Consider the following 20,406-nt stretch of genomic DNA (forward strand, 5'->3'; position numbering starts at 1 on the left):
ATGATAGCTTATGCCATTCGGAAATATTGGAATTGGTGGTTTGGTTCTGATTCTTATCATTGCCCTGATTATCTTCGGACCTTCTAAGCTGCCGGAACTCGGTAGAGCTTTTGGGCGTACGTTAAGTGAATTTAAAGGCGCTACACGCGATCTTGTTAATAGCGAGGACGAGGAGAAGGAGAAACCGGCGGCGGGACAGGAAAGCGTCGTTCCCAATAAGTAATATGAAAAATCAAAACGATCAAAACTTATTTGGACATTTGGAGGAGATGAGGGCTCGTATCATACGTACCCTCATTGCTTTTTTGGTATCCATGGTAGCGGTATTCATCTATGTTCGTGATATTTATCAATGGCTGGTAAGAGATATCGATCAAAAGCTGGTCGTACTTGGCCCCTCCGATGTCATGTGGGTGTATTTTATGATTGCGGGTGTGGGTGCTATCGCAGTAACACTGCCGGTTGCCGCTTATCAAACATGGAAATTTGTACAGCCCGCAGTACCGGAACAAGCTCAACGGGCAACATTGCTGTTCATACCCAGCATCACATTTTTGTTTCTGCTGGGGATAGGTTTTGGATATTTTATTTTATTTCCGATGGTTCTTCATTTTATGAATGAGATCGCTGCGGATGATTTTGCCACTATGTATACAGCCGAAAAATATTTTACCTTTATGATTCATATGACTGTCCCGTTTGGCCTATTGTTTGAAATGCCGGCGATTGTGATGTTTCTTACCAAACTTGGAATTGTGAACCCGAATAAATTGGCAAAGGGGCGTAAACTAGCCTATTTCATTCTTGTCATTATTGCAGTCACCATTACGCCTCCGGATATATTATCAGATATTATAGTGATCGTACCTCTTTTCTTGCTGTATGAAATTAGTATTACGATTTCGAAATTCGTATACCGTACACAACTTAAAACGCAAAATGCGCTTAATGCGAACGCTTAATTCATATATTCCCTCAAAATAAGCTGTTGACAGACTTGACGGACCGGAGAAACGTTATTTCGCGAAAAAAGCTCATTTTTCTGGTCAAACGGACTCAGGAGCCGCTAAATGATCCATTGACCCTCGTTTTGGGCTAGAGATCATACAATAAGAGCACCTGAGTCCGTATAAAAGGACAACACCTTTCGTTACCCCAAATAAGAGCATCTGAGTCCGCTTCCTTGCCCAGCCGCTCCCGGTGACGAGTGGTTGCCGGGCCCAAGTCAACCGCTTCCTCTCATTCCCTTGTAAAGAGAACGTCCCAATTGCCCTCATAAATAAGGGCAATTGGGACGTTCTTTGTCGGTGTATTGAATATGATCCGCCGATTATTTGACGCCCAGGCGCATTCTGTAACTAATGAGGACTTCCAGTGTACGGCCCTGAAAATACTGCTCCACCGCCGCCGTAAACGCTGTAATGTCCTCATTCAGCGCCGGGGAACCAAGCTTCAGTACCGCCTGAATACCTCCTTGGCTGAGGGTCAAGCCGACATATCGCTCTGCATCGCAGGACTCCAGGTTGTGAAAGACAATCTCCCGGGTGAATGAAAAGGCTCCGCTGGCCTGAATCCGGGCCAAATGACCTTCTTTATCCCATTTATGCGCTCTTTCTGCGTCCGGGAGAAGGGAGGCAAGGTGCGCATCAGCCGCGTGGATCAGATGATTGTACTGATCCTCGATCTCCGGCTGCAATACAAGCGGCCAGTCACAGTCGTAAGCGGCGAACACGCCGCCCTTCCGCAGACAGCGGGCAATGTCCCGAAGTGTGCTAACCGGCTCCATCCAGTGGAACGACTGTGAACAGGTAATAATATCCGCACTGCCGGAATCCAGGGGGAGCTGGTTGGAAAAGCCCTGCACAAACGAAATGGCAGCGGCATCCGGATCACTGCGGAGTTTGTCGAGTGCTTTTCCCAGCATGTCCGGGTTGGGTTCAATGCCAACCACGGAACCGGCGGAATCTTTCCACAAAAAAGTAGATAAGCCGGTTCCGCAGCCGATGTCTGCAACCAGTGCGGGGGAGTGACCCAGATATTGGGTCAGCAGCTTGATCACCATGGCAGGTGCTTCGGGACGGTAGCGGTCGTACTCATCCTGAAACCCCAGGAAGCGGTCAATGTTCTTTTTGCTGTTGCCTGCGGGTATCATGTCATTCCTCCTTGTTCATCAAGTGCACCATAAGGGTGATGTGGCGATTGAATAATCAGGTTTATCCCAGCAGCGCAGGATCTATTGCCGGAACAAGCCCTTCAGCAGCGGCCCGGCCCAGCAGCGCGGTAATGGCAGCATATCCGTCTTCTCCGAGATTCATGGAAAAATCATTCACATAAAGGTCGATGTGCGACTTGGCCACTTCCGGGGACAGCTCTTGGGCATGGCTGAGCACATACTCCCTCGAATCCGTAGGATGGTCCCAGGCATATTGCAGCGAGCTGCGAATCCAGCCGCTGACGGCTTCCGCGTCCAGATCACGGCGTGCAATAATTGCACCGAGCGGAATCGGCAGACCCGTGTCGCTCTCCCACCAGCTGCCCAAATCGGTCAGCAGCCCAAGACCATAGGAAGGGTATGTGAACCGGGCCTCATGGATTACCAGACCCGCATCGATTCGGCCATCCCGCACCGCAGGCATGATCTCGTCAAACGGCATGACGACTATCTCGCCGATTCCGCCGCTTACCTGCTGCGCCGCCCAGAGCCGGAACAGCAGATAAGCCGTTGAACGTTCGCTCGGCACGGCAATCCGGCGGCCGGCTAAATCGCTTGCCCGCTGGACAGACCCTGGGCCTCCGGCGGTCAGCAGCAGCGGGCCGCAGCCCCGGCCAAGCGCACCGCCGCAAGGCAGCAGTCTGTAGCGGTCGAGCACCCAGGGGAGGGCAGCGTAGGAGATTTTGAGCACTTCGGGCCCGGCTCCGTCCGCAGCGAGCGTGTTCGTAATATCAATGTCGGCATAAGTGACGCTCAGCTGAGGCGCGTCCGGTACAAGACCGTGCGCCCAGGCATGGAATACAAAAGTATCATTAGGGCATGGTGAAAAAGCGATATTCAGCTCCGTTGTCATTACAGCACCTCCAGTAATATTGCTGCGGCTTCCGTCAGGGCGTTCAGCGCCGCAGGGATTTGCCAGGCCGCCCGGTCGCGCGGGCCGACCGGGTTCGAGACCGCGCGGAGCTCCAGTACCGGGAGCCCGAGCGCCCGGGCGGCCACGGCAACCCCGTGGCCTTCCATGGCTTCGCCGGCCGCGCCCGGATGGCGCGCGGCCAGAGCGGCGGCCGTCTCCGCGGTGCCGGTCGCCGTCGAGACCGTAAGCACGGGTCCCGTGCTTACCACAAGCCCGGCCGCTGCCAGCGCGGCCGCAAGGGCATGCGCCGTGCCGGAGTCCACCGGCACGGAGACGCTGCCGAAGCCGAGCTCGGCAGCGGACCGGAAGCCCTCGGGCGTCTCCGCCCCGAGGTCGGCGGCAATGATCTCGCTGGCGACGACCAGCGAGCCCAGGGGCGCCACCTCCGGGAACCCGCCGCCGATGCCGGCGTTCACCACGCAGCCGTAGTCGCCGGCAGCCAGAGCTGCGGCGGTACCCGCCGCCGCAGCTGCGGGCCCGGCACCCGCAGCGATTACATGGAACCTGTCGCTGCCGCCCAGGCCGCGCAGGACCGCATCACGCTCCGCCGCGACAGCAGTCACGATCAGAACGCGCGGAAGAGCGGCTTGTCCTTCTGCGGCCTCGCCGCGGGGATGTATTGAGTTCAATCTTCTCAGCCTCCAGATCAAAAAAATGAATTATGTTGCGGCTTTCCGGATCGTCCAATAAGTTTGCTTCATCTATAGGAGCCAAATTACAGGCAACGCTTTGCATAGAAAAGGATACGCCGTTTTGAAGGTCAGGTCAAACGCTGCATGTTTTTATAAAAGGGTGTTGACAAAGAAGATTACACAGGTTATATTTATCTTAACTTAAAGATAATTAACTTAAAGATAAAGCACAGAAAGATAAGGAGGTGGCGGCAATGGGTAAAGCTAAGGAAACAGCAGGTACAGTCGGTGCCGGGGATCTGGATCAGGCCTCATCGCTCAAATTGTTCGTGGTATTGTCGAAGGCTTACAAGAGCCTGATGGACAACGCGGTGAAGGATATGAAGAGCCATGGTTTATCTTCCGCAGAATTCATGGTACTTGAAGTACTGTATCACAGAACGCGAATTCCGCTCCAGCAGATCGGCGAGAAGATTCTGGTGACCAGCGGCAGCATTACGTATAATATCGACAAGCTGGAGAATAAAGGGCTGTTGAAACGTGTCCCTTGCAGTGAGGACCGGCGTGTGACGTTTGCGGAGATCACAGAAGCGGGGCGTGAGCTGTTCGATGATATTTTTCCGCAGCATGTGTCTTCCATTCATCAACTGATGGGCGGACTGAACAAGGAAGAGAAGGATCAGGCAATCACGCTGCTCAAGAAACTCGGCAAAGGCGTATAGGATGGTTTTGCAGCGATAGAACAGTGCGTCCAGCCCTTTGCCGGCCTTATTTCATAAATAGAAAAACCAAAAATTTTTTTGCTAATATCTTAAGGTTAAGATACTTAAAACAAAGAGAATGGAGAGGATTCAAGATGGTTAGTGTAGGATTAGGATTGTTATTGATGAGATTGGTTATTGGGGTAGTATTCATAGGGCACGGAGCCCAGAAATTGTTTGGCTGGTTCGGAGGTTATGGCCCCAAAGGGACCGGCGGCTGGATGGAATCTATCGGCATTAAACCCGGGGTTGTCATGGCTGTGCTGGCGGGGTTGATGGAGCTGGTGGGCGGATTGCTGTTCACCCTTGGACTTCTGACTCCGGTTGCCGCCGTGCTGATTGCCGCTGCGATGCTGGGGGCGATCGTGAAGGTGCATGCACCCAACGGGTTCTGGTCTACAGCCAACGGAATTGAGTTTCCGCTGATTCTGCTGGTAGTGGCTATCGGAGTGGCACTGGCCGGTCCGGGTTCAATCTCGCTGGATGCCCTGCTGTTCAACTGATCTTGAACTAAAAAATACAATAACAAGGAGAAAGTAACGGAGGGGGATTTTGGAACTGTAGGAGCGGTAGCGTCCGCCTTTGTCCCCGGATTTCAACCGCTAGAAGCGGTTAGATTGAAGAAATCGGGGGACAACAGCGGCCGGAAGTCCAAACATTCACCGTAGTTACACTTATGCTGATTGTGCATTTCTTTTGTTCAACTTATACGAAACTTGAATTTACCCAACTTTAGGAGGAATATAATCATGACTATGCAAACTGCCGGAATTCACCACATTACTGCCTTTGTAGGCGATCCACAACGCAATGCTGACTTTTATGCCGGTATCCTGGGGCTGCGTCTGGTCAAGAAGACCATTAACTTTGATGCGCCGGAAGTTTATCATCTGTACTTCGGGGACGAATCCGGTACACCGGGAACGATTATTACGTTTTTCCCTTTTGCCGGCGGCCGTAAGGGCAGAATCGGCGGCGGGCAGGTTGGTGTAACAACTTACGCCGTGCCGGCGGGATCACTGGCATTCTGGGAGCAGCGCCTGGCCGCTTACCGGATTCCGGTGACCAAGGTCAGCCGGATTAACGAGAACTATCTCTCCTTTGCCGACTATGACGGCTTGCGTATTGAGCTTGTGGAACGGGAACAAGGGGCACTGAGCACCTGGTCGTTCGCCGGAATTCCTGTGGAACATGCGATCAAGGGTTTCGGAGGGGCCGTTCTTTACAGTACCGATCCGGACAAAACCGCAGATACCCTTAGCCGCACACTGGGCCTGACGCGTATTGCAGAGGGGGATGGATATATCCGTTACCAATCTACAGCCGACATCGGCAACATTATCGATCTGAGAGCCGAAGCTATGCCACACGGAGCAGGAGGTTCGGGTACGGTCCATCACATTGCCTGGCGTGCTGTCGATGATTCGCAGCAGCTGGAATGGGGCCGCCGGGTCCAAAGCCATGGATATCAGCCGACACCGGTGCAGGACCGGCAATACTTCAATGCCATCTACTTCCGTGAAGAAGGCGGTATCCTGTTCGAGATTGCGACTGACCCTCCGGGCTTTGCCCGTGATGAGGACCCTGACAAGCTGGGCGAGAAATTGATGCTCCCTACTTGGTTTGAGCCGCACCGTGCGGTGATTGAAGAGAACCTGAGCCCGTTTACCATTCGTGAAATTGAGGTGAAGCAAGGATGATTCATATTTTTAAAAAGGGCACAGACCTGTCCAAACCGACGCTTGTGTTATTCCATGGCACCGGCGGCAATGAGCACGATTTGCTTCCGCTTGCTGAAATGCTGTCCCCCGGTTCTTCGGTACTGGGCGTCCGGGGCAATGTGCTGGAGAACGGGATGCCCCGTTTCTTCCGGCGGCTTGCTGAAGGCATATTCGATGAAGAGGATTTGATCTTCCGTACCCGGGAAACAAAGGGATTTCTGGAGGAGGCTGCGGGCCGGTACGGCTTCGATGCCGGCAACCTGGTGGCCGTAGGCTATTCGAACGGTGCGAATATTGCCGGCAGCCTGCTGTTCCACTACAAGGACATTTTCCGCTTCGCAGTGCTGCTGCATCCGATGGTGCCGCTGCGGGGGCTTAAGCTCCCTTCCTTGGAAGGCGTGTCGGTCTTCATCGGAGCAGGTACCAACGATCCGATTATTCCATCGACCGAGACACGGGAGCTGGAAAGCCTGCTGCAGGGAGCGGGCGCAGAGGTAACAGCACATTGGGGCAACCAGGGGCACCGCCTGAGTGCGGCCGAAGCCGAAGCCGCAAGGCATTGGCTGGAGCAAAAAATGGCGTCACAGCACAACTAAGGAAAAGCACCGCTTGCAGGAATCGCTAGGGTCAGGCATGACAATGCCCGGAAATAGCTCCTGCAGGCGGTTTTTTTTTGCAGAATGCAGGTCATTTAGCCTGTACTAATCACCGCGAAGCCTTCCGGGAGCTCGGCTCGATAATTAAAAGTGGCGAATGCTCCGGATCCTTGGTACACTGTTAATCGTAAATGTTACTATTAAATAAAAACAAGGAGCTGGCCTACACGTGAACAGCAAATCCAAAACCAATGCGGCTGCCCGGCTTCCCCGCGCCAAAGGCATTGATATGGCTACTGTATATGCCCCCAAGGAATGCGCACGCAAAGTGAAGCGTATCGTACTGAGCGATATGAACCGGACGATTGTCCAGGAGTTCATTACCATTTTGGGTATGAAAGAGAAGTTTGAAGCGCAGGATGTGCCGCTGCCGAATAAAGTTGTTATGTTTGGACCTCCGGGAACCGGCAAAACCTTAACCGCTTTTTATATAGCGCATCTTCTCGAGCTTCCGCTTGTGCTGGTCCGTCTGGACGCGATTATTCACAGCCATCTGGGGGAGACGGGCAGCAACGTGCGGAAGATTTTTGATTTTGCCAAGGCTACGCCTTGTGTGCTGTTTCTCGATGAATTCGATGCTCTGGGACGGATGCGTGATTCGAGCGATGAGGTGAAGGAGATGGCCCGGGTCGTGAATACGCTGCTGCAATGCCTGGATGAGTTCGGGGGAGACAGTATATTTGTCGCCGCCACGAATTTGGAGGAAGAGCTGGACCCGGCGATCTGGCGCCGGTTCGATACCAAAATGACTTACGCTCTTCCCACCCGGGCCGAGCGGCTTCAGTATATTGGGCTGCTGATCGGACCGGAGCTGACTGATACCGGGCTGGCGGCCAAGGCGGCGGAGCTGCTGGATGGATGCAGCTTTGCCGATCTGGAGCAGATTGTGCTGAAGGCCAAACGCAAAGCAATTATCGAGGACCGTGAGCTGGATATAACGGCTATCGAACAGGCTCTGTCCGAGTATGATCCGCGTAGATAACCTTACAGGGAGCTTCCGCCATTCAGTCCAAGATGAAGGATGTTTTGCTGTTTTTTGAAATTTGTCATTTTTTTCAGGAAACTTGCAGGGGTTTGTCCGCCACGGCTGTCTAACCTAATAGTGTCATTTAAATGGGGTTTTTTATAACGGATCTTGTTATAATGGACAAATCCGGGGTTCCCCGGCAGTGAGGTTGGGTGAAAGCATGCAATCTGAAAGACTGACATTAAAGCGGTTCAGAATAGTGAAACTGATGTTATCTATCTACCGGATGAGGGCGTTCAAGGTTCTTTTTCCGCTCTCCATCATAGCATTGGTATATTTGCAAGGGCAGCATGAACTGAAGCGGGTTCATCTGGGGCGTACGTTGTATGAACTGAAGCTGGTGCCTGCCCCGTTGATTATGCAGATGATGGGCATGGGCCTGCTCGCAGTGGCTGTGATGAGTGCCTATGATTATTTAATCAGGGCCCAATTCCGGATAAAAATAGGGCTGTGGCGTACCTTCCATTATGCGTGGATTGCCAATACATTTAATAATTTGATCGGCTTCGCCGGGGTGGCCGGCGTGGGTCTGCGGACACTGCTGTACAGAAAAAGTGGTGTGCCTCTGTCGGTGCTGACGCCAGCCATAGTATTTCTGTCGCCGCTTATGGTCTCGGGCTTGTCCTTGCTCGCCTGGGGCAATCTCATCGGGCTTCTTCCGGCTGGCATGTTATTCAAAGAGCATTATTGGCTTGGATTTGCCGTATGGGGAATGGCGCTTTATTTGCCTTTGTTTGTGCTAGTGCAGCGTTCATCGCTTTTTGCCAAATGGATGAACAAGGATCGGCAAAGAACCCCTTGGGTGACAGTGGCCGCATCTTTAGGCGCTTCACTTCTGGAATGGGCCTTTGCCGGTGTGACCTTCTGGACCATTGGAAACTGTTTGCTCGGTGGTGTACCCTTCATACCTATTTTCGGTATTTTTATTGTTGCCGCCATCGCCGGTATGCTGAGCATGGCGCCTGGCGGCATCGGCGCATTTGATCTGATTGCGCTGCTTGGGCTTACTCAGATGGGCTATGAACCCGATCAGGCGGTGGCGGTGCTTGTCATTTACCGGATGTTCTATTATATCGTTCCTTGGCTCATCGGACTTGTACTGGCCGCATTGGAGATTGGGCTGCAAGGGCGGAAGTTTTTCCGGCGCAGGGACTAAGGGAGGCGCCCATCCCGCGGAGCGTGGTCCATTCAGGAGCATACCCATAGAACGGCGGCGCTTAGTACAATACAGACCAAGGCGATTGTATCGCGGGTAAGCCAGACGAGAACATAGGACGGGGTCCGTTTCTTCCTGGGGTCATAACCGCGTGAATCAATGGCTGTTGCCAGCTCGTCGCCCATGCTGATGACCAGGATCAGCAGCGGTACGATCAGCAGCGAGATCTGACGGGGAGTCCAGTGTGCCAGTCGGCCCTTTTGCCTCCCGCGCGAGCGAAGCGCCAGCTGCAGCTGGGCCAGTCTTTCGAGTATCCAGGGAACGAACTGGAGCGTAATGGATATCGCCAGCGACCAGTTACGTGTGCGAATGCCCAGGCGCTCCAGAGGGGCGATGGCCCACTCAAGCCCTTCGCGCAGCGGAGCGCCTGTAGTCGTCTCTGTGAACAGGAAACCTATGGCGATCAGCAACAGGAAGCGGAGCACAGCAAGGCCTCCTTGTAGGAACCCTTCACCGGAGAAGCCCAGAGGGCCAAGTGTAAAGTCCGGAGAATCCCAGGATAACGCCGACAGCAGCCATAGAAAGAGGAACATCACAAGAAACGGACGGAAGAACCGGAGCATCCGCTTCCAGGGGATTTCTGCTGAGAGAAGCAGTCCCCCTATCATGGCAGTGGCCAGGAGCAGTGGAAGAAGTGCCCCCATCCTTAAAATGACGATGGAGCCCAGAGCCATGCCCAGCCATTTGACGCGCGGATCGAGCGAAAGCCAGCGGTCTGTACGGGCGGCTGTTTCGGGTTCCGGAGCTTTGGGCGGAATGGGGGGCAGCTGCCGTTTTTCCCCAGAAAGCAGGTGTCCGGCACTGATTGTTGTTCCTGGTTCCCTGCTGCTGCCCGGGATCGGCAGCGGATGGCTGCGGAGCCCGCTCAGCAGCTCGTCCAGGCTGCGCGGCTTGTGTTGCGGTTCAAGCCGGCCCCGCTCCCGGAGCGTTCGCCCGATTCTGATGTAGGCAGGGGCCGTAAGGCCTGCAGCGTACAGCGGGCCCGGATCAGCGTTCAGCGGGTCCACAGAGCCGCTATAGCAGACTGCACCCTGTGATAGCAGAACAACCTGATCAGCAAGGGGCAGGAAGCTGTCCAGATCGTGAGTGCCGATCACAATCGTAAGTCCGTCTGCTCTAAGCTGCTGCACCTTGTCCAGTAATGCCGCAGCAGCTGGAGGGTCAAGCCCGGCTGTAGGTTCATCAAGAACCAGCAGCCCCGGGTGGGCAGCGATGGCTCCGGCAATACAGACGCGCCGCTTCTCCCCGCCGCTGAGCAGGAAGGGAGAGCGGCGGCTGTAGGATTCATAGGGCAGTCCCACCTGTGCCAAGGCGCTGCGAACCCGTTCTTGCCATAGCGGCTTGGGTACTCTGTGCTGCTCCAGCCCGTATTCTATATCTTTATAGACAGTGCTTGCAAACAACTGGGTTTCCGGCTGCTGGAACACCATTGAGGCGATCGGCCGGGCAGACTCTTCATCATTCTCCCCGCAGCTGATGCTGCCCGAGTCCGGCTGCTCCAGCCCCGCAATTAAACGCAGCAGGGTGGATTTGCCGCTGCCGGTGACCCCGCACAGGACGGTAAGGCTTCCTTGTTCGATATTCAGGCAGATCCCGTGCAAGGCAGGCTTGCGGTCGTATTGATAGAAGACATTCTCCAGCTGAATTCTCATAGAATACCCTCCAGATCCGCCTCGGTCAGCGGCAAGTGCCGAAGAGGCCAGCCCTGTGTCTGCAGCAGACGCCCGATGGTGATGACCGGGGACGGTGTCCAGTTCAGCCTGTCGGGAATTTCACTGCCGTAGAACAGAGTGCGGGGGTCACCGTCATAGACGAGTCTGCCGGTTTCCATGACAGCGATACGCGGGCTGTCAGCGAGCTCCTCCATCTGCTGGGTCACCCAAAGCACCGTGGTGCCCTGGTGCCATAGTTGCCGGGCCAGGTCCAGAATATCCTGTCTTCCGCCAGGGTCCAGCATTGAGGTGGCCTCGTCAAAGACAATCATCTCCGCCTCCAGCGCGATGCAGCTTGCTATGGCCAGCCGCTGCCGCTCCCCCCCGGAGAGTGTGGACACCTTGTGCGCCGATTTATGGGATAACCCCACCTGCTGCAGGACCCGCTCGATCCGTTCTTTCATCTCACCATAGGCCAGACCGCGGTTCTCCAATCCAAACGCGACATCCTCAAATGGCGTAGAGCCGACCGTCTGGGCTTCGGGATTCTGAAAGACCAGTTGGATCTTCTGTTTAACTGCGGTTCTGGCTGCCGGAGTTCGCAGGTCCAGTCCGGCAGCTGTAAGGCTGCCTCCGGAAGGCCGGTTCAGGCCGTTGAAGATGCGGATCAAAGATGATTTGCCGCTGCCGTTCCCGCCTGTGAGCGCAACCCACTCTCCCCGGCCGATCCGTATAGAAATCCCCTGCAATACCGCCAGCCTTTGCTGCCCGTCTGGGAAGGATAAGCTCAAGTTGTGTGCTTCAATCATCTTCAGCCTGCTCTCTTCATAACTGTAGTCTCCATATTTGATATAGATTATAGCAAATATATAAAGATTGATGTATATGGAGCAGGGTGATATATTGGTCCCTAGAAGAAGCAGAGGTACCCTCCTTCAGCGGATTCATCTTAAATTTACTGTACAATGGAGAGATTCCTGACATGAACAAATGGTCGACACGGGGTTTAATATTCAGTGCTTTATTCGCCGGGGTGATGATAGCCATGAGCTATATCAAATTCGCATTGCCCTTCTCCGCCGTACCCATCACGCTTCAGACACTGGCGGTAATGCTGGCCGGTTCGATTCTGGGCGCGCGTTACGGTACGCTGGCGGTCCTTATAGTTATAGGACTTGCCGCTGCGGGGTTCCCGGTGCTGGGCGGAAGAGGAGGCTTGGCCGTGCTTGCGGGTCCGACGGGCGGTTATATTTTCTCCTGGCCGTTCGCAGCCTTCCTGATTGGTCTGTTGGCCCAGCGCATGAAGCAGAACAACCTTACATTCGTCAAATTGGCCTTCGTTAATTTTATCTTTGGAGCTCTGCTGGTCTACCCGGGGGGAGTGTCCTGGCTTGCGTATTCTACCGGAATGGATAGCTGGGGCAAAGCTCTGACTGCGGGCATGTGGCCGTTTCTGCCGGGTGATACCGTGAAGGCACTGCTCTGTGCCTCTGTCGTATCGGCCGTCTGGAAGGTATATCCGATCGAGCGTATCCTGGACAGCAGCCACGGCGTCTGGCTGGATGAGGAGAAAGCACGGGTTATCCGTTAAACCCGGGCACTAAAGCGGCTGGAACCATGCGGTTCCGGTGCGGCACAAAGAGGGATGTTCCCACAGCCACTTCATTCATGGCCGTGGGGGCACCCCTCTTTATTATTGTTTCCGGGCCTCTGGGCTGTCCTATGCTTCTTCCTCATCGGGCAAAGCCCATACGGAGACGCTCCCCCCATTGACATGGAAGGTGGCCCATCCGTTTTCCTCAATGGATATGCCCTCTTCACGGTTATGGGTCAGATCGATCCAGACTTCACCGGCACGCTGCTCCCCGACGAACATTCTTTTCTCGCCGTCAGCCCCGTTTGAGATGACTACGGCGCAGCCGGAGCCCTCGAATTCCGGAGCGCCATGGCGGACCCAGCCAATCGTATTGGCATGGTCGAAGTAATCATCCTGTTCCCCGTAGGCCTTGTGGCGGCGGGCATACAATAGAGGATTCAGGGCGTCTTGTTTGCCCTCTATCGGCATGGGGCCGCCAATACCGAAATAATCTCCGTAGAAGACAACCGGATATCCGTCACGCCGCAGCAGGGTCAGAGCATACGCGCTTGGCTTGAACCAGTCGTCAATCCAGGATTCCAGCGCTTCATGCGGCTGTGAATCATGATTATCCACAAAGGTTACAGCGTGGGTGGGGTGAGTCTGTACCAGTGTGTCCTCAAAAATCTTGGATAGATCAAAGTCTCTGCCCGCCAGGGAAGCTTCATGCAGCTTGTAATGAAGAGACACATCAAACAGATCAATCTGATAATCGATTGTATCAAGGAATTCGCGGCAGGCATCCAGATTGGAGTTCCAGAATTCGCCTACAATGTAGAAGTCCTTACCGCGCTTTTCAATCATTTCCGCAGCAAATTCTTTAATGAATTCATGGTTGATGTGTTTGATGGCGTCAAGACGGTAACCGCTGCACTGCAGGGTATCGACCAGCCATTTGCCCCATTCCTTCATCTCTTTGTTGACATCCGGGTGGCTGTAATCAATATTGGCGAACATCAGGTAATCGTAATTGCCGAACTCATCATCGACATTTTCGTTCCAGGTCTTGTTCTCGGCGGCAATGCGGAATACCCCTCTCCGCCCTTCACGGGCATCGAAATCGGTACCGTTGAAATGCTTGAAGTTCCATTTAAATGCGGAATAGGTATCTCCCCGGCCGGGAAATGTGAACTTGGTCCAGCCATCTATCTCAAACGGTTTCGAGATTTCCTTGAGCCGATTCTGCGGGTCCACCTCGATTACTTTAAAAACTTCCGTCTCATCGGCTCCTGCTTTGTGATTCATCACCAAATCTACATAAACGGCGATGCCGTTTTTTTGGCATTCGGCTATGGCTTCAACCAGTTCCTGCTTGGTACCGTATTTGGTGCGCACAGTCCCCTTTTGATTGAATTCGCCCAGATCGTACAGGTCATACACGCCATAACCTGTATCCTCGGCCGAGATGGCCTTCGTAACCGGAGGGACCCATACCGAATCGATGCCTATGGCCTTTAGTTCAGGCGCCATTTCAGCCAGACGCTTCCAGTGTTTTCCGTCTGCGGCCACATGCCACTCAAAGAACTGCATCATTGTATGATTTCTCTTCATATGCCATGCCTCCTTGTATCGTTCTAATCTATAAAAGCTGTTTTGTTGGATAAGGAATATGAAGAGCGGACAGGCACTCGCCGAAGCAAGAGCGATTCCTAACCTACTAATACCCTTGCAGAACCGGTTTTTAATCATCTGCCGCGAATATTGTTGCATCTTTAGCTTGGGTACGCTCAAGGATGTGCTCTTATGGAATTGGGCTACAATAAAAGGAAGTGCGTCTATTAAGGAGATCTGCATGGGAATCTGTATAAATTTCTGGAAGTACGCGAAGTGGTCCTGGCAGCTGGTGTTGGCGCCGAAGTGGAAGGCTCGCACAGACAAGAGTATTATATCCAAAAGGAGCTGCAATATCTGGAAAAATATTTACTCCGCCAAGCCCTGCAAGGAAAATCATATCTATACTAGCAGCCGGGAAAATAACCTTCGTCATTTTGGAAACCGTAGTCAGCAAAACAGCGATTCTCACGTTACCCGGAGAATCGCTGTTTTGCGTTATTGGCCGACTGCGATAGTGGGGGGTTGTCCGCCGAATACAGGCTATAATTCAGAATAGATCCATCTGACGCGGAGCCAGTCCACCGTCTACTCCGAGCAGTGTCTGAAGCTCTTTGGCATTGTCCGTTGCGTCACCGCCGGAGTTATTATTGAAGACCACGTACAGCTCGCGGCAGCTCTTTTCCAGTTCCAGCAGCCGATCTTTCCACTCAGTCAGCTCTTCGGTGCTGTACCGGTAGAGGTAGCGCAGCTTGCGCCAGTCCGGATGGCTGCTCTGATGCCAGCCGCCGACATTGCGGCCATGCAGACGCACATAGGTTCGTTCCGGTGAAGTGGCAACCGCTACAATGGGAATGGAGCCCGAGCCCGCTTGGGGTTCATCCACGACTGTATGAATCCAGCCCTCCCGTTCCATGAACTGCAGGGTCCGTTCCCGGAACTCGGGATTGTACCAGGATTCGTTGCGGAATTCGAGGGCGCAGGGCACATCAAGCATCCGCTCTTTGGTCTCCCGGAGCAGCTCCACATTCTCCTTGGTGCAGGCGAACCAGGGCGGGAATTGAAACAAGGCCATCGCCAGCTTGCCCGCTTCCCTAACCGGCTGGATGGAAGTATGAAAGGCCTGGAACATTTCATCTGTGGTCTTAAAATAATTTTTTTTGCCGCGGAGATGTCCTGTCATGCCTTGATAGGCTTTAACGATGAATTCAAATCCGTCCGGGGTCTGGCTGACCCACTTGGCATAGTTTTTGACCGGCTGCACGGCATAAAAGGAGCTGTCGATTTCCACAATGGAAAAATGTCCGCTGTAGGTGGGCAGACGGTCCTGTGCTTTGATTTTGCCATACAGCTCCTCGTGGTCGCCGAAGCCGGTGAGCCCAATCTTTATCATAGCATCTCCCTCCTGTTCTGCACGATTAATGAGCCTTAGTTAAACATTATGAATCTGATATACTTGAGCATGTATATAACGGGAAACGCAGCAAAGACTCCCAAACCGATTATACCGTCTGGGAGCCGTTTGGATCAAAAAGAGAGGCGGAACAACTGTCCGGTTGTACGGGTCTCTACAGTAGAATAGTTGTCATGATGTCTTATCAAGAACTTACCCCTGTCATGAAAAATCAAACAAACGTGGGCGGGGAGTGAGCCCGTTCTCCAACATTATGGAAAGGGAGTTAGAGATGAAACCTGAATTTGAGCAGCTGAGCCCGCATATTCTGCTGATGCATGCCACACATGAGACAGACCGGCCGATTGTGGCAGCTATTATGGGGGAGCGGCGTACGCTTCTGATGGATGCAGGCAATTCGCCTGCCCATGCCGCGCTGTTTCGCGAAGAATTATCCAGGCGCGGCTACCGGCAGCCGGATCTTCTGGCATTAACCCATTGGCATTGGGACCACAGCTTCGGGATGTCCGGCTGGAATTTGCCTGCGGTTGCCCATAGCGGAACCGCAGGCATGCTGGCTCATCTTGCGGGCCTGGATTGGTCGGACGAATGTCTGGACACCCTTATCGCTGAAGGGATTCTTAATGGGGATAGCGCAGAACACATTCGCAAGGAATATGGAGATCCGAAGAAGATACAAATCATCCAGCCGGATATTGTGTTTAGCGACCAGCTTGTCATTGATCTCGGGGGAATCACCTGCGAACTAAGGCATGTTGGCGGGGATCATACCGCCGACTCTTGTATTCTTCATGTCAAGGAAGATGATATTCTGTTCCTGGGAGATGCCCTTGGCCCTTCTGTTTATGGCGGACCGCGAAGGTATAGCAGCTCGGAATTTCTGCGGCTGCTCGGCATTGCTTACGGATATGAGGCACAGTGGTATGTGGAGTCGCATGACAGGCCGATGAGCAATGAAGCCTTCCGCGCCGAGCTGAGGTCCTGGGAACGCCTTGCCCGTGTAGTTGATGTTTTTGGAAATGACCGTGAGCGGGTGGCCCTCGAAATAAAAGGATACCTCAAGCTGGACCAACTGCCGGAAGATCTGCTGAAGGGCATTGAATATTTCATGGCAGGCGCACAATAAACCAAGAGTCTCCCTGCCCGATAGACAAACAAAAGCCTCAGTCACAGTCGGCAGTCTTCTCAAAGTAATGTATAATTGAGGCCTAAGAGAGATGGTTTCTTTAATTTTCAGCGTGGATGGGGAGAGCGGCGGGTAATGTACAATCTGGATATTATGTCCTGGCTGACAGAGGATAAGCTGCTGTATTTAATGGAGCAGTATCGTTCATTCGGCCCTTTTCCGGGCATCGCCTTAACTTTTATGAAGTCCTTTGTGCCTCCTTTGCCGACGATTGCGATTGTGGGGCTCAACGGTGCGGTGTACGGGCTGTGGCTCGGTTTTTTATACTCGTGGATTGGACTGGTGGCCGGCTGTGTGACCACATTCCTGATTATCCGCAAAATTAGCTCACATGCTTATGTGCGTAAATGGTCGCTGCGGCCGAAGGTTGCTAAGGCGATGAAGTGGGTACGGCAGAGCGGGTTCAGTTATGTTTTTCTGCTTAGTATATTCCCGGTGGGGCCGTTTGTGGTGATTAATATGGCTGCCGGGCTGGCCGGGATGAAGCTGCGTTCGTATCTGCTCGCGCTTATGGCCGGCAAAGCCATTATGGTCTTTGTGGTTTCTTATATCGGCAACGATGTGGAGCGGTTTATCCGCCACCCTGCGGAAGGGATCTATGTGCTGCTGTTCATCGGCCTCTCCTTGTGGGGCGTCAAGGCTATTGAAGCGCGGTTCTCCAGAGCGGGAAGAGAAGGCGGAAGTAAGTAAATTTCCTGGGAAGAGGTGGCTGTGAATGAAGTATCGCAAGCTGGGCAGTACGGGACTTGAGGTATCCGTAATCGGAGTAGGAACCTGGCAGTTCGGGGGCGAATGGGGCAAGAATTTCGTGCAGGACGAAGTAGATGCCATACTTGATCAAGCGGGAGAGCTTGGCCTGAACCTGATTGACACGGCAGAGTGTTACGGAGATCATCTGTCAGAGCGTCTGATCGGTGATTATCTGGCCCGCCGCAAACGTGAGGATTGGATTGTGGCTACCAAATTCGGCCATCATTTTCAGGGGCATCTGGAACGCGAGCAGCTGTGGAGTGCGGATGAGGTATTGAAGCAACTGGATGATTCCCTGCGCGCACTGAAGAGTGAATATGTGGACCTCTATCAGTTCCACTCCGGAACGGATCAGCAATTCGACAATGACAAACTGTGGAGCATGCTGGACAGGCAGGTGCAGGCAGGCAAAATCCGCCACTTGGGCGTGTCCATCAGTGCATCGGGCAGCGGCCGGCATCAGACGGAATCGGCAAGTAGTGTGGGGGCCAGAGCCATACAGGTCGTGTATAACCGGCTCGACCGCCAGCCGGAAGAGGAGATTCTGCCGCTGTGCCTCCAGCATCAGTTGGGCGTATTGGCACGGGTGCCTCTGGCCAGCGGTTACCTGAGCGGCAAATACAAGCCGGGAGCCGTCTTCAGGCAGGGCGATGTCCGGGAGAGGCATAACCCGGATACCCGTCGCAATCAGCTGCAGGAGGTGGCCGAGATTGCGGCGAATGAAGTGCCGCCAGGGACGGATATGGCGCAATGGGCGCTGGCCTGGTGCCTGCGCCACTCCGCAGTCAGCGCAGTTATCCCCGGCTGCAAAAATGTACAGCAGGTCATTTCCAATGCGGCGGCAGCGGAGCTCCTGTGAAGTCTGCACCCTGATGTACCGGGCGGGCAGCGGGCTGAGGTTACAGCCGGAACAGCTCCGTGATCACCGGCCCTGCGGGGGGGGCGCTTAAGTGAAGCCAGCTGTTGGTCTCCGGGCTGTAACGGTAGTCCCGGCTCCATTCCTCTGCGTGCCGGGCCAGGTCCCGTACAGCGGAGATGATCCGCTGCACCTCCTGAAGGGTCATAATCGGATGGAGGGACAGCCGGATCCAGCCCGGCTTCAGGGACTGGTCTCCGGACTGGATCGCCTGAATGAAACGCGCGGACATTTCGGGACTGATTCCAAGCAAATGATGGCCATAAGGCCCGGCACAAGAGCAGCCGCCGCGGGCCTGGATGCCGTAGCGGTCGTTCAACAGCTTAACGGCCAGGTTATAGTGCATGTTGTCCATGATAAACGACACGATGCCGTGCCGCTGGGTCTGATTGCCTGCCAGCAGAGTGAGTCCCGGGATGCTGCGCAGTCCTGCGAGCAACTCCTGACACAATTCCTGTTCCCGGACTCTGATATAATGGCCGCCTCCATCCATGGCTTCCTTCAGGCGGAGACAGAGCGCGGTGCGGAAGGCCTGGAGAAAACCGGGAGTTCCGCTGTCTTCCCGGACTTCTATATCGTCTATGTAACGCCGCCTGCCCCAGGAGTCAACCCAGACGACTGTACCGCCGCCGGGCTCATCGGGAAGCATGCTCCGGCAGAGACTGCCATCCATGATCAGAACCCCCTGGCTGCCGGGGCCGCCCAGGAATTTATGGGGCGAAAAGAAGATGGCATCCAGCTTCTCGGCCTGCGCCCGGGGGTGCATGTTGATCGGCTCATAGGGGGCGCTGGCGGCAAAATCGACAAAGCAAACTCCGCCATGCCGATGCATGGCTGCCGCGAGACTGGAATAAGGGGTCTGGATTCCGGTGACGTTGGAGCAGGCTGTGAACGAGCCGATTTTGAGGCGCCGGTGCCGATACTGCCGCAGCAGCGCTTCAAGCTGCCGGACGTCCGTGTTCCCGTCCGCCCCCGGCGGGACGGGAATGACATCTCCGACTCCTTCCTGCCAAGGCAGCAGATTAGAGTGATGCTCCATGTGAGTGGTGAAGATTACCGGACGTTCTTCACCGGATATCCCCGGCAGGCCCGGTTTCATCCAGTCCGGGAGCTTAAGACCCATGAGGCGCTGCAGCTTGTTCACCGCCCCGGTGGTGCCGTTGCCGCAAAAAAGCAGGACGTCCTGTGGTCCTGCGTTGACATGCTTTTTAATAATACGGCGGGCTTCATGGTAAGCGAGGGTCATCGTTAATCCCGTAGTATTGGATTCGGTATGCGGATTGCTGACATAGGGGCCAAAGTTCTCCTGAAGCTTGCGTTCTATCGGTTCATATAGCCGTCCGCTGGCGGTCCAGTCGGCATATAACAACGGCTGTCTGCCATAAGGAGTGTCGATGGAATGCCGGATGCCGATAGTGTGTTCCCGAAATATTTCGAAATGCTCTTGCAGGGAGTCGGGTTTCTCTGCAGCAGAGGTACGAGTGAAGCTTAGCACGGGCAATCCCTCCAGCAGTAGGTTCTCTGAGATTGAAGCACCGGCGGTGCAGCCGTTTCTTCTTAGTCTCAGTATATGCCTGCCGGAGGAAATAGGTTAAAGCCCATGGGGGGACTATAGCGTCGGTGTTTAAATGAACAATTGCATGTCGCTTTCCAGAGCATCCTTCAAATAAGTGGCAGCATCGATAATCTCAACCTCAGGCAGGAATTCCTCCGCTTTGAAGCCCATGATCTCAACAGAGAGCTTGCAGGCGTAGAACTTTATATTCTTTTTGCGGGCGCCCTTGAGAAAATGAATCAGCTTGGGCGCACCCTGGTCTTCCATCATCTCCTCAAGCATGAGCCGCCCGAGTCCGCTGAAATTCATCCGCGACAGCGGCAGCTGCTCCGGTCCCTTTGGGGTAAACACATCCATTAGCTTCTCGTAGATCGTCTTGTCCTCAAGTGTCATTTTCTCCGGATCACGAATCAGAAACAGGCCCCAGAAGGCAAAAAACATCGTCACCTCGCACTCAATCTCCCTGGCGGTGTTTGCCAGAATCAATCCGGCCATTGCCTTGTCATATTCGCCGCTGAACATCAGCAGATTCATTTTTTTGCCCATATCCGAAAAGACCTCCATCCCTGTGCTGTGATGCCCTTAGTATGGTTATGTCTTTACGAAGT

The 20,406-nt window shown here is 54.1% G+C and carries 21 protein-coding genes; 12 read left to right on the forward strand and 9 right to left on the reverse strand.

What is annotated here, in order from left to right:
* Positions 1 to 10 precede the first annotated feature (10 nt).
* Together tatA and tatC are read left to right on the forward strand one after the other, a co-directional pair.
* A complete protein-coding gene (gene tatA, locus IEY53_RS23445) occupies positions 11 to 223 on the forward strand; it encodes a twin-arginine translocase TatA/TatE family subunit (protein ID WP_189029354.1) in 213 nt (70 codons plus the stop codon).
* Position 224: 1 nt separating this feature from the next.
* Complete coding sequence (gene tatC / locus IEY53_RS23450; protein ID WP_189029356.1) at positions 225 to 962, forward strand: twin-arginine translocase subunit TatC; 738 nt, start codon at positions 225 to 227, stop codon at positions 960 to 962.
* 368 nt (positions 963 to 1,330) lie between these two features.
* On the opposite strand, the gene IEY53_RS23455 is transcribed toward tatC, so the two are convergent.
* The 3 genes from IEY53_RS23455 to IEY53_RS23465 form a co-directional block, all read right to left on the reverse strand.
* Entirely contained in the window at positions 1,331 to 2,152 is an 822-nt protein-coding gene (locus IEY53_RS23455) for a class I SAM-dependent methyltransferase (protein ID WP_189029358.1), read from the reverse strand.
* Between the two features lie 61 nt (positions 2,153 to 2,213).
* Positions 2,214 to 3,053, reverse strand: coding sequence for a 1,4-dihydroxy-6-naphtoate synthase (locus tag IEY53_RS23460; RefSeq protein WP_189029433.1), 840 nt, complete (start codon positions 3,051 to 3,053; stop codon positions 2,214 to 2,216).
* Positions 3,054 to 3,064: 11 nt separating this feature from the next.
* Positions 3,065 to 3,754, reverse strand: a complete 690-nt coding sequence (locus IEY53_RS23465; RefSeq protein ID WP_229696304.1) for a futalosine hydrolase — start codon at positions 3,752 to 3,754, stop codon at positions 3,065 to 3,067.
* 257 nt (positions 3,755 to 4,011) lie between these two features.
* Here IEY53_RS23465 and IEY53_RS23470 point away from each other — a divergent pair, with 257 nt between their 5' ends.
* The 6 genes from IEY53_RS23470 to IEY53_RS23495 all read left to right on the forward strand — a co-directional run bounded on the left by IEY53_RS23470 (position 4,012) and on the right by IEY53_RS23495 (position 9,078).
* Entirely contained in the window at positions 4,012 to 4,479 is a 468-nt protein-coding gene (locus IEY53_RS23470; RefSeq protein WP_189029360.1) for a MarR family winged helix-turn-helix transcriptional regulator, read from the forward strand.
* A gap of 134 nt (positions 4,480 to 4,613) precedes the next feature.
* Positions 4,614 to 5,021 (forward strand): DoxX family protein, encoded by a 408-nt coding sequence (locus tag IEY53_RS23475; protein ID WP_189029362.1) that lies wholly within the window; start codon positions 4,614 to 4,616, stop codon positions 5,019 to 5,021.
* Positions 5,022 to 5,267: 246 nt separating this feature from the next.
* Positions 5,268 to 6,218, forward strand: coding sequence for a ring-cleaving dioxygenase (locus IEY53_RS23480; RefSeq protein ID WP_189029363.1), 951 nt, complete (start codon positions 5,268 to 5,270; stop codon positions 6,216 to 6,218).
* Positions 6,215 to 6,835, forward strand: a complete 621-nt coding sequence (locus tag IEY53_RS23485; protein ID WP_189029365.1) for an alpha/beta hydrolase — start codon at positions 6,215 to 6,217, stop codon at positions 6,833 to 6,835. The genes IEY53_RS23480 and IEY53_RS23485 overlap by 4 nt, the downstream gene beginning before the upstream one ends.
* A gap of 229 nt (positions 6,836 to 7,064) precedes the next feature.
* Positions 7,065 to 7,877, forward strand: a complete 813-nt coding sequence (locus tag IEY53_RS23490; protein WP_189029367.1) for an AAA family ATPase — start codon at positions 7,065 to 7,067, stop codon at positions 7,875 to 7,877.
* Positions 7,878 to 8,082: 205 nt separating this feature from the next.
* Positions 8,083 to 9,078 carry a lysylphosphatidylglycerol synthase domain-containing protein gene (locus tag IEY53_RS23495; RefSeq protein ID WP_189029368.1) on the forward strand — a complete coding sequence of 332 codons (996 nt, stop codon included), beginning with the start codon at positions 8,083 to 8,085 and terminating at the stop codon, positions 9,076 to 9,078.
* Between the two features lie 32 nt (positions 9,079 to 9,110).
* On the opposite strand, the gene IEY53_RS23500 is transcribed toward IEY53_RS23495, so the two are convergent.
* A complete protein-coding gene (locus IEY53_RS23500; RefSeq protein ID WP_189029370.1) occupies positions 9,111 to 10,790 on the reverse strand; it encodes an ATP-binding cassette domain-containing protein in 1,680 nt (559 codons plus the stop codon).
* Positions 10,787 to 11,599 (reverse strand): ATP-binding cassette domain-containing protein, encoded by an 813-nt coding sequence (locus IEY53_RS23505; RefSeq protein WP_189029372.1) that lies wholly within the window; start codon positions 11,597 to 11,599, stop codon positions 10,787 to 10,789. The genes IEY53_RS23500 and IEY53_RS23505 overlap by 4 nt, the downstream gene beginning before the upstream one ends.
* Before the next feature lie 173 nt (positions 11,600 to 11,772).
* On the opposite strand from IEY53_RS23505, the gene IEY53_RS23510 reads away from it, so the two are divergent.
* On the forward strand, positions 11,773 to 12,381 hold the full coding sequence (locus IEY53_RS23510; protein WP_189029374.1) for a biotin transporter BioY: 609 nt from the start codon (positions 11,773 to 11,775) through the stop codon (positions 12,379 to 12,381).
* Between the two features lie 129 nt (positions 12,382 to 12,510).
* On the opposite strand, the gene IEY53_RS23515 is transcribed toward IEY53_RS23510, so the two are convergent.
* Positions 12,511 to 13,977, reverse strand: a complete 1,467-nt coding sequence (locus IEY53_RS23515; RefSeq protein ID WP_189029376.1) for an alpha-amylase — start codon at positions 13,975 to 13,977, stop codon at positions 12,511 to 12,513.
* Positions 13,978 to 14,527: 550 nt separating this feature from the next.
* Positions 14,528 to 15,370 (reverse strand): DUF72 domain-containing protein, encoded by an 843-nt coding sequence (locus tag IEY53_RS23520; protein ID WP_189029378.1) that lies wholly within the window; start codon positions 15,368 to 15,370, stop codon positions 14,528 to 14,530.
* A 292-nt stretch (positions 15,371 to 15,662) separates the two neighbouring features.
* Here IEY53_RS23520 and IEY53_RS23525 point away from each other — a divergent pair, with 292 nt between their 5' ends.
* The 3 genes from IEY53_RS23525 (at position 15,663) to IEY53_RS23535 (ending at position 18,186) form a co-directional block, all read left to right on the forward strand.
* Positions 15,663 to 16,517 carry an MBL fold metallo-hydrolase gene (locus IEY53_RS23525; RefSeq protein ID WP_189029380.1) on the forward strand — a complete coding sequence of 285 codons (855 nt, stop codon included), beginning with the start codon at positions 15,663 to 15,665 and terminating at the stop codon, positions 16,515 to 16,517.
* 135 nt (positions 16,518 to 16,652) lie between these two features.
* On the forward strand, positions 16,653 to 17,267 hold the full coding sequence (locus IEY53_RS23530) for a TVP38/TMEM64 family protein (protein WP_189029382.1): 615 nt from the start codon (positions 16,653 to 16,655) through the stop codon (positions 17,265 to 17,267).
* 25 nt (positions 17,268 to 17,292) lie between these two features.
* Positions 17,293 to 18,186, forward strand: a complete 894-nt coding sequence (locus IEY53_RS23535) for an aldo/keto reductase (RefSeq protein ID WP_189029384.1) — start codon at positions 17,293 to 17,295, stop codon at positions 18,184 to 18,186.
* A gap of 40 nt (positions 18,187 to 18,226) precedes the next feature.
* Here IEY53_RS23535 and IEY53_RS23540 read toward each other — a convergent pair whose 3' ends face one another.
* Positions 18,227 to 19,738 carry an aminotransferase class V-fold PLP-dependent enzyme gene (locus IEY53_RS23540; RefSeq protein ID WP_189029385.1) on the reverse strand — a complete coding sequence of 504 codons (1,512 nt, stop codon included), beginning with the start codon at positions 19,736 to 19,738 and terminating at the stop codon, positions 18,227 to 18,229.
* Between the two features lie 129 nt (positions 19,739 to 19,867).
* Positions 19,868 to 20,344, reverse strand: coding sequence for a DsrE/DsrF/DrsH-like family protein (locus IEY53_RS23545; RefSeq protein WP_189029386.1), 477 nt, complete (start codon positions 20,342 to 20,344; stop codon positions 19,868 to 19,870).
* Positions 20,345 to 20,406 lie beyond the last annotated feature (62 nt).

The sequence above is a fragment of the Paenibacillus albidus genome (assembly GCF_014644435.1).
Lineage (GTDB): Bacteria > Bacillota > Bacilli > Paenibacillales > Paenibacillaceae > Paenibacillus_AQ > Paenibacillus_AQ albidus.

Excerpts from the sequence above, each read along its gene's own strand:
- IEY53_RS23495 (WP_189029368.1), top strand. The coding sequence starts at position 8,083 with ATGCAATCTGAAAGACTGACATTAAAGCGGTTCAGAATAGTGAAACTG.
- IEY53_RS23475 (WP_189029362.1), top strand. The coding sequence starts at position 4,614 with ATGGTTAGTGTAGGATTAGGATTGTTATTGATGAGATTGGTTATTGGG.
- IEY53_RS23545 (WP_189029386.1), bottom strand. The coding sequence starts at position 20,344 with ATGGGCAAAAAAATGAATCTGCTGATGTTCAGCGGCGAATATGACAAG.
- IEY53_RS23530 (WP_189029382.1), top strand. The coding sequence starts at position 16,653 with ATGTACAATCTGGATATTATGTCCTGGCTGACAGAGGATAAGCTGCTG.
- IEY53_RS23455 (WP_189029358.1), bottom strand. The coding sequence starts at position 2,152 with ATGATACCCGCAGGCAACAGCAAAAAGAACATTGACCGCTTCCTGGGG.
- IEY53_RS23520 (WP_189029378.1), bottom strand. The coding sequence starts at position 15,370 with ATGATAAAGATTGGGCTCACCGGCTTCGGCGACCACGAGGAGCTGTAT.
- IEY53_RS23525 (WP_189029380.1), top strand. The coding sequence starts at position 15,663 with ATGAAACCTGAATTTGAGCAGCTGAGCCCGCATATTCTGCTGATGCAT.
- IEY53_RS23515 (WP_189029376.1), bottom strand. The coding sequence starts at position 13,977 with ATGAAGAGAAATCATACAATGATGCAGTTCTTTGAGTGGCATGTGGCC.
- tatC (WP_189029356.1), top strand. The coding sequence starts at position 225 with ATGAAAAATCAAAACGATCAAAACTTATTTGGACATTTGGAGGAGATG.
- tatA (WP_189029354.1), top strand. The coding sequence starts at position 11 with ATGCCATTCGGAAATATTGGAATTGGTGGTTTGGTTCTGATTCTTATC.
- IEY53_RS23485 (WP_189029365.1), top strand. The coding sequence starts at position 6,215 with ATGATTCATATTTTTAAAAAGGGCACAGACCTGTCCAAACCGACGCTT.
- IEY53_RS23510 (WP_189029374.1), top strand. The coding sequence starts at position 11,773 with ATGAACAAATGGTCGACACGGGGTTTAATATTCAGTGCTTTATTCGCC.
- IEY53_RS23470 (WP_189029360.1), top strand. The coding sequence starts at position 4,012 with ATGGGTAAAGCTAAGGAAACAGCAGGTACAGTCGGTGCCGGGGATCTG.
- IEY53_RS23480 (WP_189029363.1), top strand. The coding sequence starts at position 5,268 with ATGACTATGCAAACTGCCGGAATTCACCACATTACTGCCTTTGTAGGC.
- IEY53_RS23505 (WP_189029372.1), bottom strand. The coding sequence starts at position 11,599 with ATGATTGAAGCACACAACTTGAGCTTATCCTTCCCAGACGGGCAGCAA.
- IEY53_RS23500 (WP_189029370.1), bottom strand. The coding sequence starts at position 10,790 with ATGAGAATTCAGCTGGAGAATGTCTTCTATCAATACGACCGCAAGCCT.
- IEY53_RS23535 (WP_189029384.1), top strand. The coding sequence starts at position 17,293 with ATGAAGTATCGCAAGCTGGGCAGTACGGGACTTGAGGTATCCGTAATC.